The 14,975-nt window shown below is 39.6% G+C and carries 12 protein-coding genes; 11 read left to right on the top strand and 1 reads right to left on the bottom strand.

Going from position 1 to position 14,975, the window contains the following annotated elements:
• Nucleotides 1-26: 26 nt before the first annotated feature.
• Nucleotides 27-911, bottom strand: a complete 885-nt coding sequence (locus AB986_RS03190; RefSeq protein ID WP_048309442.1) for a LysR family transcriptional regulator — start codon at nucleotides 909-911, stop codon at nucleotides 27-29.
• A 175-nt stretch (nucleotides 912-1,086) separates the two neighbouring features.
• On the opposite strand from AB986_RS03190, the gene AB986_RS03185 reads away from it, so the two are divergent.
• The 11 genes from AB986_RS03185 to AB986_RS03135 all read left to right on the top strand — a co-directional run bounded on the left by AB986_RS03185 (nucleotide 1,087) and on the right by AB986_RS03135 (nucleotide 14,965).
• Nucleotides 1,087-3,264 carry a malate synthase G gene (locus AB986_RS03185; RefSeq protein ID WP_048309441.1) on the top strand — a complete coding sequence of 726 codons (2,178 nt, stop codon included), beginning with the start codon at nucleotides 1,087-1,089 and terminating at the stop codon, nucleotides 3,262-3,264.
• Nucleotides 3,265-3,382: 118 nt separating this feature from the next.
• Nucleotides 3,383-4,102, top strand: coding sequence for a FadR/GntR family transcriptional regulator (locus tag AB986_RS03180; protein WP_048309440.1), 720 nt, complete (start codon nucleotides 3,383-3,385; stop codon nucleotides 4,100-4,102).
• 13 nt (nucleotides 4,103-4,115) lie between these two features.
• Nucleotides 4,116-5,399: an FAD-binding oxidoreductase gene (locus tag AB986_RS03175; RefSeq protein WP_053216018.1), complete on the top strand. Its 1,284-nt coding sequence runs from the start codon at nucleotides 4,116-4,118 to the stop codon at nucleotides 5,397-5,399.
• 1 nt (nucleotide 5,400) lies between these two features.
• A complete protein-coding gene (locus tag AB986_RS03170; protein ID WP_048309438.1) occupies nucleotides 5,401-6,783 on the top strand; it encodes a (Fe-S)-binding protein in 1,383 nt (460 codons plus the stop codon).
• Nucleotides 6,784-6,789: 6 nt separating this feature from the next.
• A complete protein-coding gene (locus AB986_RS03165; RefSeq protein ID WP_048309437.1) occupies nucleotides 6,790-8,253 on the top strand; it encodes an FAD-linked oxidase C-terminal domain-containing protein in 1,464 nt (487 codons plus the stop codon).
• Nucleotides 8,254-8,270: 17 nt separating this feature from the next.
• Nucleotides 8,271-9,056 carry a fumarylacetoacetate hydrolase family protein gene (locus AB986_RS03160; RefSeq protein WP_048309436.1) on the top strand — a complete coding sequence of 262 codons (786 nt, stop codon included), beginning with the start codon at nucleotides 8,271-8,273 and terminating at the stop codon, nucleotides 9,054-9,056.
• Between the two features lie 155 nt (nucleotides 9,057-9,211).
• On the top strand, nucleotides 9,212-10,999 hold the full coding sequence (locus AB986_RS03155; protein ID WP_048309435.1) for an L-lactate permease: 1,788 nt from the start codon (nucleotides 9,212-9,214) through the stop codon (nucleotides 10,997-10,999).
• Nucleotides 11,000-11,214: 215 nt separating this feature from the next.
• Nucleotides 11,215-11,979, top strand: a complete 765-nt coding sequence (locus tag AB986_RS03150; protein WP_236690298.1) for a GntR family transcriptional regulator — start codon at nucleotides 11,215-11,217, stop codon at nucleotides 11,977-11,979.
• Between the two features lie 138 nt (nucleotides 11,980-12,117).
• Entirely contained in the window at nucleotides 12,118-12,975 is an 858-nt protein-coding gene (locus AB986_RS03145) for a class II fructose-bisphosphate aldolase (RefSeq protein WP_048309434.1), read from the top strand.
• Between the two features lie 4 nt (nucleotides 12,976-12,979).
• Nucleotides 12,980-13,918 (top strand): 1-phosphofructokinase, encoded by a 939-nt coding sequence (gene pfkB, locus AB986_RS03140; protein ID WP_048309433.1) that lies wholly within the window; start codon nucleotides 12,980-12,982, stop codon nucleotides 13,916-13,918.
• A gap of 15 nt (nucleotides 13,919-13,933) precedes the next feature.
• Nucleotides 13,934-14,965: an SIS domain-containing protein gene (locus AB986_RS03135; RefSeq protein ID WP_236690297.1), complete on the top strand. Its 1,032-nt coding sequence runs from the start codon at nucleotides 13,934-13,936 to the stop codon at nucleotides 14,963-14,965.
• Nucleotides 14,966-14,975: the final 10 nt, after the last annotated feature.

Below are 14,975 nucleotides of genomic sequence, written 5' to 3'. Positions count from 1 at the left end.
TAGGAAGGATAGGTAGACAAAGATTACTACTTTTCGATAATAGATTTTGCTAGTTTAATAAATTCCTTCACTGCAAAAGGTAGATATTTATTTCTTTTCCAAATCATACCTAGCTCAAGGCTTACATTAGAATGCGTGAGTGTAAGCGGCTTAATGCCCTCGTTATGAATTGCGCTTGCAATTTTGCCAGGCAGAAGAGCAACACCAAGCTTCGCTTCAACCATTTCAATCATGAAATCTTTTTGGGAGCTCTGACAAACGATAGATGGGGAAAAACCCTTTTGTGCACATTCATCTATTATTCTGTCATACAAGGTAAAATCTTCACGATATAAAATGAAAGATTCTTCTTCTAGATCAGCAAGATTAACCTCTGTACATTTAGCTAACGGGTGTGAACTGTTAACAATCAACACCAAAGGATCATTAATGACTTGGACAGATTCAAAGTTGTCATGATGTACAGGGGTATTGCAAATTAAACCTATATCGAGAGACCCATCTTCAACACCTAATTTGATTCGCTTAGAGCCTACTTCTGTGAGAATGATTTCTACCATCGGATACAGCTCTTTAAACTGACTGATTAATTTCGAGAAAAACGCTGCTCCGATTATCGGAGGTATGCCAATTTTAATTTCACCTTTCTTAAGCTCTGTTAAATCTGAAAGCTCAGAGGTCAAATTACGGAACGAACTAAGCACATGTTTCGCATTAACAAGTACAGCTTTCCCTGCATCTGTTAGTTCCAGTTGTTTGGATCTGTAGAACAAAGGGACGCCAAGCTCATCTTCTAAATGTTTAACAGCCTTACTAATAGACGGTTGCGAAACGTGAAGTATTGAAGCGGCTTTTGTAAAACTTAACTGCTTCGCAACTTCTGAGAAATATTCAAGATGACGAATCTCCAAAAAATCACTCCAAACTTTATAGGATCATAGAAAATTCTGAATTATAACGATAAAGAATACTCAATATTCCAAATATGTATTATATATATACATTTATTTATTATAAGATAAGACTAAATGAAAGGACAGTACCTACTAGAAAATGAGGTTCTGTTACTAATAAGGAGGATATACAATGGAAGGCTATTCTAAGATTGGGTATCTACAAGTGGCTGAAGAACTCTATGAATTTATTAATAAGGACGTTATCCCAGGATCAGGTATGTCTAGTGAGGAATTCTGGTTGGGCCTTGGTGACATTGTGAAAGATCTTGCCCCGAAGAATAAGCAACTTCTAGAGGTTCGTGATGATATGCAAATGAAACTTAATGAATGGCATAAATCAAATCAAGATTTTCATTTTGAAGAATATAAGACATTTTTGGAAAAACTAAATTATGTAGAGCCTGAAGTAGACGATTTCACTATCACAACGACAAATGTTGATGATGAAATAGCTGTTCAAGCTGGTCCACAGCTCGTTGTACCTGTAAACAATGGGCGTTATGCGATTAATGCAGCAAATGCAAGATGGGGGAGTCTATATGACGCTCTTTATGGTACAGACGTCATAAGTGAAGAGAACGGTGCTGACCGCAAAGGATCTTACAATCCTATTCGAGGAGATAAAGTCGTTGCCTACGCTAAAAGATTCCTTGATAAGACAGTTCCCCTTAAGGAGAGAAGTCATTCAGATGTCATGCAATACTCTATTGAACAAGGTATGCTGAAAGTACATTTTAAAGACAGTGATGAAAGCGTTTTACTAGATCAGAGTCAATTTGTTGGGTATCAAGGCAGTGAAGAAAACCCTAACGCTATTCTATTTAAAAATAATGATGTTCACGTAGAAGTTCAGATTGACCGTGACGATTCGATTGGTCAAACAGATGCTGCAGGAGTAAAAGATGTGTATATGGAATCTGCTATTACAACGATAATGGATTTCGAAGATTCCGTGACTGCTGTGGATGCTGAAGATAAAGTGCTAGTTTACCGCAATTTCCTTGGGTTAATTAAAGGTGATCTTAACGCTTCGTTCCAAAAAGGGTCAAAAACAGTAACCCGTTCGCTTAACACGGATCGTGAGTATACTTCACCAGATGGTCATAGCTTTTCGCTACGAGGAAGATCGTTAATGTTTGCTCGTAATGTCGGCCATCTAATGACAACGAATGCTGTTCTTGATCAGGATGGGAACGAAATTCCAGAAGGTATACTGGATTCCGTTATTACTGGTCTTATCGGTAAGCACGATGTTCTTGAGCATGGTAAATACCAAAACTCATCAAAAGGTTCGATATATATTGTTAAACCAAAAATGCACGGATCTGAAGAAGTGGCTTTCTCTAATAACTTGTTTAATCGAACGGAAGATTTACTGAAGCTTGATCGAAATACAATAAAAATCGGTGTAATGGATGAAGAACGACGGACAACCCTGAATCTTCGCAACTGCATCAATGAAGTTAAAGAGCGTATTGTTTTCATTAATACTGGATTCCTTGATCGAACGGGCGATGAGATTCATACTTCTATGGAAGTGGGACCAGTCATTCGAAAAAGCGAAATGAAAAACGCTACTTGGCTACAAAGCTATGAGAAATCAAATGTGCAACAGGGCTTGAAAGCTGGCTTTTCTGGAAAAGCGCAAATTGGTAAAGGTATGTGGGCGATGCCTGATTTGATGGCAGATATGCTTGCACAAAAAGGAAGCCAGCTACAAGCAGGAGCTAATACTGCATGGGTACCATCCCCAACAGCTGCAACTCTACATGCCCTTCATTATCACGAAGTTCATGTGCCTAACATACAAGAGGAACTAGCAAAAAAAGTGGTAGACTATCAAAACGATATTCTTCAAATTCCTGCTGCGAAAGATACTAGTTGGAGTAAGAAAGAAATACAAGAAGAACTTGATAACAATGCACAGGGGATTCTCGGCTATGTTGTACGATGGGTTGAGCATGGAGTAGGATGTTCCAAAGTCCCTGATATCCGAAATATCGAATTAATGGAAGATAGAGCCACACTACGAATCTCAAGTCAGCATGTAGCGAATTGGTTACATCACGGTATTTGTACGAAAGATCAAGTAATGGAAACAATGAAACGGATGGCCAAAGTTGTGGATGAACAAAATGCTGGAGATCCTGAATACCGTGCAATGGCAGCAAATTATGACGAATCAATCGCTTTCCAAGCAGCGTGTGATCTTGTGTTTGAAGGCTTCAATCAGCCAAATGGCTATACTGAACCGATCCTTCATAAACGTCGCCAAGAAGCTAAAGCGAAGGTTTATGCTAACAAGTAAAAACAGAAGCAAAAGTGGCAAGTGCCACTTTTGCATTCTTTTCGCTTTTATTATCTGAATAATGAAATATTTATTGATAGACCTGTCTGATATGTGACTTCTGAAAGGTGGTTTTATTATGGAATTTAAAAGGATCTCATCTCAAAAAATTTCTGAGAAAGTAGAGGAACAGATTGTAAGGTTAATCAAAGAGGGCAGTTATAAACAAGGTGATAAACTTCCTTCCGTTCGTGAACTGTGTGAATCTCTCGATGTAGGAAGATCAGCAGTACGAGATGCCTTAACCACTTTAAAAGGAAGAGGATTAGTTGAAATTAGGCAAGGAGAAGGCGCTTTTGTTACTGGATTTAATCCAAAACGATATTTTAAACATATGCTCATGCCGAACCAAAAAGAGATTGAGTCATTGTTTCAGGTACGCGAGATTCTAGAAGCTAGCATTGTAAAGTTAGCAGCAGTGAACCGATCGGAAAACGATTTAATGGCTATGAGAAAAGCTCTTAATCACATGAGTGTTTGTAAGTATGACGAAAGCGGTCAACATGATTGTCAGTTTCATATGGCGGTTGCGAATGCTACAGGAAACCCAATTCTTCATCAACTGCTAGAATCGATCTCTTCTAGCATGGAAAAATCAATGGCTGATTTTCATCGATTAATTGCTTCAGAGCCTGAACTGATTCACGACATTCATCATCAGCATGAATCCATTATGGAAATGATTATTTGTGAGGATGCTTCTGGCGCATATGAAGCCATGATGCTTCACCTTTCTTACGTGAAGAAACAGATGAGGAAAGGTTTTTCCATACGTTCGGAATATATTCAAACACACTAAAGGGGGGATGGTGTTGGACAATCACTTACTTGACGTAGCTTCACTAACTGATTCAGGTAGACGTTTTGGTAATGTAAGCTCAAAGATCGTTTATCCGGAATCAGAAGATGAGGTTGTTGCCCTTGTGACTGAAGCCAATGATACAGGAAAAAAGCTGTCGATTGTAAGTGGAGGAACGAAGCTCGGTTATGGTGGTACAAAATCCGACTATGATCTTACTCTTTCACTCAAAAAACTATCCGGAATTATTGAACACACTGTAGGTGACATGACGGTAACCGTAAAACCTGGAACCACAGTAACTGAGCTTCAAACCTTTCTAGGACAATACAATCAAATGGTTTCACTAGACCCATCAAGCCCTTCTACCGCTACTATCGGTGGAGTTATTGCAGCAAATGAGAGCGGTCCTAAACGTTTGAAATATGGTTCAGCAAGAGATCACGTGATTGGAATGCGCGTTGTTTATGCGAATGGAAAAATCATACGTACCGGTGGAAAAGTGGTTAAGAATGTCGCCGGTTATGATATGAATAAACTATTCATCGGTTCAATGGGCACCCTTGGTGTTGTAACTGAAATCACCTTGAAATTGCGTCCAATTCCAAAGCATAAAAGCCTTGTCATCTTAAGCGTTAGAGAAGAAGCGCTCGATAATTTGAAAGCGTTCACAAAACTGGTTCAAGATTCTTTATTAGAACCTGTTTCCTTAGAACTCGTAACGCCATCGATGGCAAAAAGACTTATTGATCGGGATGAGTACTGTTTGTTAATTGCTTTAGAAGATGTCAAAAAATCCGTTCAATTTCAAGAAGTTTGGATAGACCAACATAAACCTGAGGAAGTCGTTATGACCGCTCATCCAACCCCTGACTATTTCTGGAAAACATTTAGCGAATTAGCGCCAAACAGTCTCACTGATGTAGGTGAATATACGCATGGGGTATTAAAGATTGGCACAAAGAATTTAGATGTCTTTCCTCTTTTACAGGAATGCGTTCGAACGCATCATGAAGGTCGTATTAAAGTGGAAGCGAGCGGTGGTGCAGGACACGGTCTTAGTACCATTATCCTTTCAGGGAACGATGCATCTGTTGTAGATGCCATTCAACATTTCCAATCATTTGCAACTGCTCTAAATGGTTATGCGGTTGTAAAGCACCTTCCAAGTGAACTTAGAAAAGAACTGACCATATGGGGAGAACATGATGGATTGTTCAAACTGTATAAAGGAATTAAGTATAAACAAGATCCCAATAATACGCTCAATCAGCAGCGCTTTATAGGAGGAATATAGAATGTCGATTAAGGAAAAAGAGCTAACAACTAACTCACCTCCATGCGCTTCAAACAGTCTTAGTAATTATTTATGGGATGACCACCCAGATGAAAGTAAATGGGCAGACTGCGTTCATTGTGGTATGTGTCTTGAATCCTGTCCAACTTATTTAGAAACAGGACAGGAACAGCACTCACCACGGGGAAGGGTTCATCTCATTAAATCTGTTGCGGAAGGAAAACTTGAAGTAAATGAACAATTTATGGATCCCGTTTTCCAATGCCTCGATTGTCGAGCTTGCACCACAGCATGTCCAGCAGATGTGGATGTGGGTGGGCTAATTGAAGAAGCCCGAGGACAGGTAAGACAAGCTATGCCATTAACCGGTGTAAAAAGAGTTGTGAGTAACTTTTTTCTAAAAGGATTATTTCCTCATCCCGAAAGGCTGCAAGCAGCGGGAGGCTTATTGAAATTCTATCAGAAGAGCGGCCTTCAAAAAGCTGTTCGCTCGACAGGTGCACTCCGTGTCATGCCATCTCATCTTGCTGAGATGGAAGCCATTATGCCAGATATTAAGCAGTCAATTCATAAGAAATATAAGAATGTGGATGTCATCCCAGCAAAGGGGTCTTCTAAAGCACAGGTGGCTATGCTGAAGGGCTGTATTATGGATGTTATGTTTAGTGACATTAACGAATCAACGATTAATGTTCTAACCTATAACGGTAATGACGTCACACTGCCTAAAAATCAGACGTGTTGTGGTGCGTTACATATCCATGCTGGTGATAGAGCAACCGGTAAAAAGCTTGCAAAGCAAAATATAGAGGCATTTAAAGATGCTGATAAAGTTGTCGTGAATGCTGCAGGTTGTGGTTGTGCGTTGAAAGAGTATCCCGAACTATTTCAAAATGATCCTGAATGGCGTGAGAAAGCAGAAGTGTTTTCTGAAAAAATAGAGGATATTTCTAAATATCTTTATGATACCGGTTATATAAAGCCACAAAGCTCGATTAACAAAACAATCACATACCATGATGCATGTCATCTCGCACACGGACAAGGAGTACGTCACGAGCCAAGACAAATCCTTCATGACATTCCAGGAGTTACCTACATTGAACAACCTAATGCAGATACTTGCTGTGGGAGTGCGGGTATTTACAATATAACAAACCCCGAAATGGCATCTGCAATTCTAGAGCGCAAGATGGAAAATGTACCTGAAGATGCTGAAATGATTTCAATGGGTAATCCAGGTTGTATGCTTCAAATGGCCATGGGTGTTCAAAAATATGGCCGTGGTGGGAAAGTCGTCCACACTGTTCAACTGCTAGATTGGGCTTATCAGGAGGATATGAAGAAAGACAACGAAAAGAAGACTGCAGCGGTAAAGGAGTGAATCTAAATGCTTTTAAGAAAGAAGCAGAAACAGGATGTCGATTCTGATATCTTAGCACTCACTAAAATTGTAGGCACTAAATCCATTCTTCACTATAAGGAAGACCTACTATCCTATGATTGTGATGGATTTACGATTCATAAAGCAATGCCAAAAGCGGTCATTTTCCCGAAGAACACAGAAGAAGTATCGGCTGCAGTAAAGTATTGTTCGGATCGGAACATTCCTTTTTTGGCCCGAGGTGCTGGAACCGGTTTGTCTGGTGGCGCCATCCCATTAAATAACGAAGTGATCATTAGTCTTGTAAAGATGAAGCACCTACTAGAGGTTGATTATGAAAATAGACAAGCTACTGTTCAGCCTGGTTTTGTTAATTTAAAACTTACAAATTCTATTTCACACAAAGGATACTATTATGCACCTGACCCTTCTAGTCAGTACGTATGTACAATCGGTGGCAACGTCGCTGAAAACGCGGGGGGAGCGCATTGTCTTAAGTATGGCGTGACGACGAACCATATACTTGGACTCGAAGTAGTCTTGCCTGATGGAGAAATCATCGAAATTAGCAATAATGGCGTCTTGGATATGCCAGGATATGATTTACTCGGTATTCTAACAGGGTCTGAAGGAACGCTCGGAATCGTGACGAAGATTATCGTGCGCATTCTAAAGAACCCCGAAGCTAAGAAAACCGTTCTTGCTTACTTTGACAATGTAGAAGATGGCAGCCAGGCAGTTTCGGATATCATTTCTGCTGGTATTATACCTGCTGCACTTGAAATGATGGATCAAACCGCTATAGAAGGAGTAGAAAAGGGCGCTTTTCCAGTCGGTCACCCTGATGATATTGAAGCTCTCTTATTAATTGAAGTGGATGGAATTGCTGAAGGAATTGAAGAACAGATTGATCAGATTTTATCTGTATGCAGAAACCGCAATGTTCGCGAAGTTAAAGTAGCTCGTGATGAGGAAGAACGAGGACGCTGGTGGGCAAATCGAAAAACTGGGTTTGGCGCGATGGGAGCGATCTCACCTGACTATCTTGTTCAAGATGGTGTTATTCCACGCAGTAAGCTGCCTGAAGTATTGAATAAAATACGTTCAATAAGCGATGAGTATGAGTTAAGAATCGCTAATATTTTTCATGCAGGAGACGGTAATCTACATCCACTCATTCTGTTCGATTCAAGAATTGAGGGAGAAACCGATAAAGCATTAAAAGCTGGAACTGCATGCTTAAAAGCCTGCGCAGACGCAGGAGGCTCCATTACGGGTGAACATGGGGTTGGAATTGAGAAAAAGGAAGAAATGCGCTTTATTTTTAGCGACGAAGAAATTGAAGCACAAACAGCTATACGAGATGTCTTTAATCCTAACAACCTTTTAAACCAAGGGAAATTGTTTCCAACCCCAAGCAGATGCATGGATATTAAAAAAGTAATCAAAGAAACTGCTGTGACGAAATAGCTAAGGGAGAGAATGTTATGAAATTTGGAAGATTCACTTTTGATAATCATATATACAACGGAGTAATTGAGGAAGAGATAATCAATATAATCGAAGGTAACCCAATGTCTGACTGGTCTTATACAAATTCAAAAGTGTCCATTAATGACGTAGAGTTCCTTGCTCCAATTACACCGAAAAACGTGATTGGAATTGGCGCAAACTATGTTAAAGATAAAGAATCTTTACCAAATGAAATTCCAGAAATGCCTGTTTTCTTTTTGAAACCATCCACTTCAGTTATTGGTCCAAATGAACCAGTCGTTATTCCAGATCAACTAGAGGAAGTGAAATTTGAATCAGAACTTGCCATTGTCATTGGTAAAGAAGCTAAACATATCCAAAAGGAAAATGCGCTCGAGTATGTGTTTGGCTATACAGTAGGTAATGATGTGACAGCCCCACAATTTTTCCATAATGACGGCCATTGGACGCTAGGTAAATCATTTGATACATTCACCCCACTAGGTCCAACTATCGAAACTGAGCTTGATCCTTACAACGTTCATGTTACAGCAACCGTAAATGGTGTAGAGAAGCAGAATAGTCCAACTGAATGGATGATTGTACCGATTAAAGAGATGATTGCTTACCTTTCAACAGTCATGACGCTTCACCCAGGAGACGTTATTCTAACAGGAAGCCCAATTGGAGCACATTTTGTTGGAACTGACGATGTTATTACCTGCTCCATTAAGGAAATTGGTTCACTAACGAACACATTCTCACGAAAATCAACTCATATCAGTGTTACGCAACAGTAATTCCTGAAGCACGGGGGACTTTTCCCCCTTTATTAACTTAGAAGCGGAACGAGCTTTTTCAGAACAGATTACATACCACAAACAAGACAGCAACTGAATAGTGAAAGAATGTCACGCTTCATTACCCAAAAAATTTCATTATTGGAGGATGAGCAATGAGCACAGGGTTATTATCGATTCTTTCGTTACTGCCAATTGCTGCTGTTGGAATTTTTCTAGTAGGGTTAAGATGGCCAGCGAGTAAGGCTATGCCGGTATCTTACATCGTTGCCGTTGTTCTTGCGCTGTTTGTTTGGAAAGTTCCCGGTGCTACTGTTGCTGCCGCATCAGTAAATGGGTTAGTGGTTGCAGCAACCTTACTCTACATAATATTCGGGGCAATTCTGCTACTTAATACCCTTCAAGAAAGTGGGGGTATCAAAACAATTAGAGAAGAATTTATAGGGATCTCTCCAGACCGCCGAATACAAGTGATCATTATTGCCTGGCTGTTTGGTTCTTTCATTGAAGGATCAGCAGGTTTTGGAACACCAGCTGCTGTAGCCGTTCCACTTCTTGTTGGCCTTGGTTTTCCTGCAATGGCGGCAGTCATCGCTGGTATGGTCATTCAAAGTACACCCGTATCATTTGGTGCAGTAGGGACTCCTATTCTAGTAGGTGTACAAACAGGATTAGCTGCAGACTCAAGCATCACAAATAACTTTCTAGCACTCGTAACAATGGTTGGCGGACGTGTTGCTATTTTACACGCCATCGTTGGCACACTCATCCCTTTATTTGTCGTTGCCCTTATGACTCGATTTTTTGGTAAGAACAAATCATTCAGTGAGGGGATTAAAGTTTGGAAGTTTGCATTGTTTGCAGCTTTCGCAATGACGATTCCATACGTTATTGTTGCTAATGTCCTTGGACCAGAATTCCCTTCAATGATTGGAGGATTAGTTGGACTCTCGATTGTAGTAACCGCTGCGAAAAAAGGATTTCTTATGCCTCGTCCTGAGGAACAATGGGATTTTGACGATAAAGAAAATTGGGACCCAGCCTGGACTGGAACGATTGAGATAAAAGACATTGCACATAAAAGTGGGCATATGTCGATGATTCGCGCATGGCTTCCTTATATCCTTGTGGGATTGCTTCTCGTAGCAACAAGATTAAAAGCGCTACCATTAATAGATTGGTTTCAAGCTTGGACTGTCTCCATTCCAAATATCTTTGGTACAGAAATCTCTTCTAGTTTTCAGCCGCTTTATTTACCAGGGACCATTTTCATTCTCGTTTCACTTATCACCTTCGTTATCCATCAAATGAATGGAAAAGCTTATGTAAGAGCATGGAAACACTCAGGCAAAACAATGATTGCAGCTTCAACAGCTCTTGTTTTTACCGTTCCTATGGTTCAAGTGTTTTTGAACTCTAGCGGAGGAGCAGCTGGATTTGATAAAATGCCGATTGAACTTGCGAACGGTGTAGCAGCCTTAACCGGTGACTTTTGGCCATTATTTTCATCCTTTATAGGTGGGATCGGTGCATTTATTGCAGGAAGTAACACCGTAAGCAATATGATGTTTTCCTTGTTTCAATATGACGTAGGTTCTCAGATTGGCGTAGATGCTTCGTGGATTGTTGCCCTTCAAGCCGTAGGCGGAGCAGCCGGAAACATGATTTGCGTTCATAATGTAGTAGCTGCATCAGCAGTTGTTGGACTAGTTGGAAAGGAAGGAGAGGTTATTAGAAAGACGCTTATTCCTTTTGTTTATTATGCAACAATGGCTGGCGCACTTGGTTATTCTATCGTATGGACTTCTGAAAAAGGCTTTTTCAATCTAGGGACAATCATCGCTTCATTGATTGCGTTAGCAGCTATTTACATCATTGCATCAAATCGTTCACGCTCGTCTGTCATTGAAATGGATCGAAATCCTTATAGATCTGTTAAATAACGAATGAAAAACACCTGCCACACATGGATGGCAGGTGTTTTGCGTTAGAATGTTCTATTTTTGAATTCGTTACTTCGTTAATAGAATGAACACTAAAGAGGGGAGAGTCGAGCTTCGACTTTACCCTCTAGCTAAATTAATATGATAGAATAAAGAAAAATCCAATCAATATCTTTAAGATGATCATCTGGATGTTAATAATGGAATGAAATTACATGCAACCAAACACAAGAAAAATGGGGGATATGATGAAAAGAGAATTAGATCAACATAGCGTTATTCCACTGTATCACCAATTAAAGGAGATAATAAAGGAGAATATTGAACGCGGTGACTGGGCTCCTGGCGATAAAATCCCATCAGAAAACGAGTTAAGATATAATTATCATATTAGCCGAAATACGGCGAAAAAAGCGATCGAAGACCTCGTCCAACTTGGTGTCCTAAATCGAATTCAAGGAAAAGGAACTTTTGTGTCGCAACCAAAACTTGAGCAACCATTAATGGGTTTCTATAGCTTTAGTAAAGTGATGAAAGAAATGGGTATGGCACCAACAGATATTATTTTGCATATGATTGAATCGACTGCTACATCCCGAATTGCAAATAAATTAATGATCGATGAGGGTGATGCTCTTATAGAATTAAAGAGGTTGCGCTGTGCAAATGACGAGCCAGTTATACTTGAAACATCCTATATACCAGAGTACCTTGTACGCGGTATTGAGCAAGAGAATGTAAAGAATACTTCTTTATATGATGTTATGGAAAGTGATTTCGGAATTATTGTTACAAAAGCAAAAGAGGTGTTTGAGCCTGTTCTCATAAGAGATTATGAAAGTGAATATCTTCAAGTAAAAGAAGGTTATCCCGCTTTATTGTTGGAAAGAACAGCATATGAACGAAATGGAAAACCTGTGGAATTTTGCCATTCTATCGTTAGAGGAGATCGCTGTCGATTCTACACGGAGTTAATTTAATAAAAGAACAGGTTGACCCAACAACCTAATAACAGTACAATACTATTAAACACCTGGTTAAGTGAAATTATCCAGGTACAACTAAACTTGACCCAACAACCCGTCGACTCAACTAACTACTTATAAGGAGATGATTGAATGCCATTAGTTTCTAGTAAGCCGTTACTCGATGATGCGTACAAAAATCATTATGCGATTGGGGCCTTTGCTGTTCATAATCTAGAAATTATGAAAGCGGTTATTTCAGGTGCTGAGAAGATCGATACACCGGTTATCTTTCAAACGACTCCAGGAACAATTAAATATGTGGGAATCGAAAACATTAAAAATATGGTGAATTCAGTAGCTGAGAAAACCTCGATTCCAATTGCATTGCATTTAGACCACGGTGATAGTTTCAAAACGGTTCTACAATGTTTGCGGGCAGGTTATACGTCAGTCATGATTGACGGATCAAAATTACAATATGAAGAGAACGTAGCACTCGTCCAAAAGGTTGTGGAAGCTGCTCATTATGTTAATGTCCCCGTAGAAGCTGAACTCGGAACCATTGGGGGGGTTGAAGACGATCTTAGTGTAGACGAACAGGACGCTCAATTAACAGATCCAGACCTCGCAAAAGATTTTGTCGCACGAACGGATATCGATTCGTTTGCCCCTGCTTTTGGAACAGCACATGGCTTATATAAAAAGGAACCAAGGCTTAATTTTGAGCTTGTACGAAAAATTTCAGAATCGACAGGACGGCCAATTGTTATGCACGGCGCCTCTGGGGTACCAGAAGAAAAAGTTCGTGAATCACTTCAATATGGCGTAAGTAAAGTGAACTTCTCGACTGAATTAAAGGTTGAATTCGTGGCTAGATTACGAGATTACTTGAATGATCATCCACATACAGATGATCCGAGAAAGTATTTCGTCCCTGCTCGAGAAGCTGTTGAAGAAATTGTTAAGAAAAAAATCTTAATGCTGCAAAGTCAGCAAACTTACGCTTAAGTATATGATCACTACTGTTACGTTAAATGCAGCGATTGACCGTACGTACTATATGGATCGCTTTTCTATAAATAAAGTAAATCGAACGAAAAGAATCATAAGCGAACCTGGAGGTAAGGGTATTAATGTCTCAAAAATACTGAAAATTTTAAATATAAATACAGTATCGACAGGTTTTTTGGGGGGCTTAAATGGTCAACTCATTAAACGGTTAGCAGATGAAAAAGGAATTCATTCCGATTTTGCAATGATAGAAGGCGAATCACGTATTTGCCTTAATATCATTGATGAATACACAAACCAAACTGAAATTCTTGAGTTAGGTCCAACCATTTTAGAAAGAGAATGGATCGGATTTAAACGAAAACTATTGGAATTGGCCAATAAAAGCACTTATGTCATTCTATCCGGGAGCTTACCTAAGGGGCTTTTAACGACGGCTTATCAAGAACTTATTGAACTTGTTCAGCAGAATGGTCCAAGAGCAATTGTTGATACGAGTGGACAACCGCTTAAGGAAGCTCTGAAAGCGAAGCCCTTTATGATAAAACCAAATATTGATGAGCTAAGTGAAATCACCAATCGTCCGTTGCAAACCGATGATGAAATCATGAATGCTTTAATAGAATTAAGCCATACAGGTGTCTCCGTTGTGGCAGTCTCTAGAGGTAGCGATGGAGCGATGGCTGCTTATGACAATTGTATTTATACAATTTCTATTCCTAAGTTATCTGTTGTCAATCCTGTAGGAAGTGGCGATGCCTTTGTTGCTGGATTAGTATCTGGATTCTATGATGGAGAGTCTTTTGAGAAATCATTAATAAGAGCCTCAGCTGCCGGCACAGCCAATGCACTGCAAGAAAAAGCAGGAGACCTTTCCTTAGAAGATCTAAATTCGCTAGAAAAACAAATGAGTGTAAATCAATTTTCATTTACTAAATAAGGAGTGATGTAATTAGTGGATACGTATACGTTGAAGGAAATCATGTCTCAAGGAAACGCTTCAGAAAAAACCTATCAGATCGTCAGCAATATGAATATTCCTAAGGAAAATATCGAAGTCAATTATTTATTTACAGGGTGTGGCACATCCTACTACATTGCAATTTCAGCTGCTAGATACTTTCAAGAAATCACTGGAATTCAAGCCAACGCGGTGCCGGCTTCAGAAATTTTTCTTCATGAAAAGCAGGTATTCACCCCCCATAAACGATATAGAGTAGTAAGTATCTCTCGCTCCGGAACCACTTCTGAAATTATTACGGCTTTAAAAGCCATTAAGCATAGAGAGAATATATCCACTCTAGCCGTAACATGCAACAGTGATGCTGAAATGGCACAATTAGCTGACGATCAAATTAGTCTTGATCATATAAGTGAAAAAAGCGTTGTCATGACTCAATCCTTCACTAACATGCTTTATGCAATTCAACTATATGCTGCAAGATTTGCGGAGAATACTGAGGCATTAAAAGAACTGAAACAGGTGCCTAAATTGTTAAATGAGAATGTGAGTCATGCACATGTTATGAAGGATATAGTTCAAGGTGCAAAAGCGGAGCGGTTTATCTTCTTAGGCGCAGGTATTTATAATGGATTAGCCAAAGAAGGTACACTGAAACTCAAAGAAATGACGCAAACGGAATGCGAAAGTTATTCGAACCTTGAATTCCGTCATGGTCCGATTTCTATTGTGGATGAGGAAACCGTTGTGGTGCTGTTTTCTACAACGAAAATGAGCGAGATCGACCACACATTACTTCATGATATAAAAAATAACGGTGGAAAAACGATTGTGATTGGAGATCTTGCGACAGATTTAACGGCTGATCATGTGATTAATATAGGAAGTAATTTATCAGATGAAGCGAGAGCGACACTCTATATTCCTTACTTTCAGCTTCTAGCTTATTATCAGTCAATCAAACTTGGCTTAAACCCAGATCAACCTCGTAATCTTAATCAAGTCGTGAAAATATCTCTGCCTTAATAACAGGAGG

The organism is Guptibacillus hwajinpoensis (assembly GCF_001039475.1).
Lineage (GTDB): Bacteria > Bacillota > Bacilli > Bacillales > Guptibacillaceae > Guptibacillus > Guptibacillus hwajinpoensis.
Note: the sequence above shows the minus strand (reverse complement) of the source record. Positions and strands in the feature narration are given on the sequence as shown.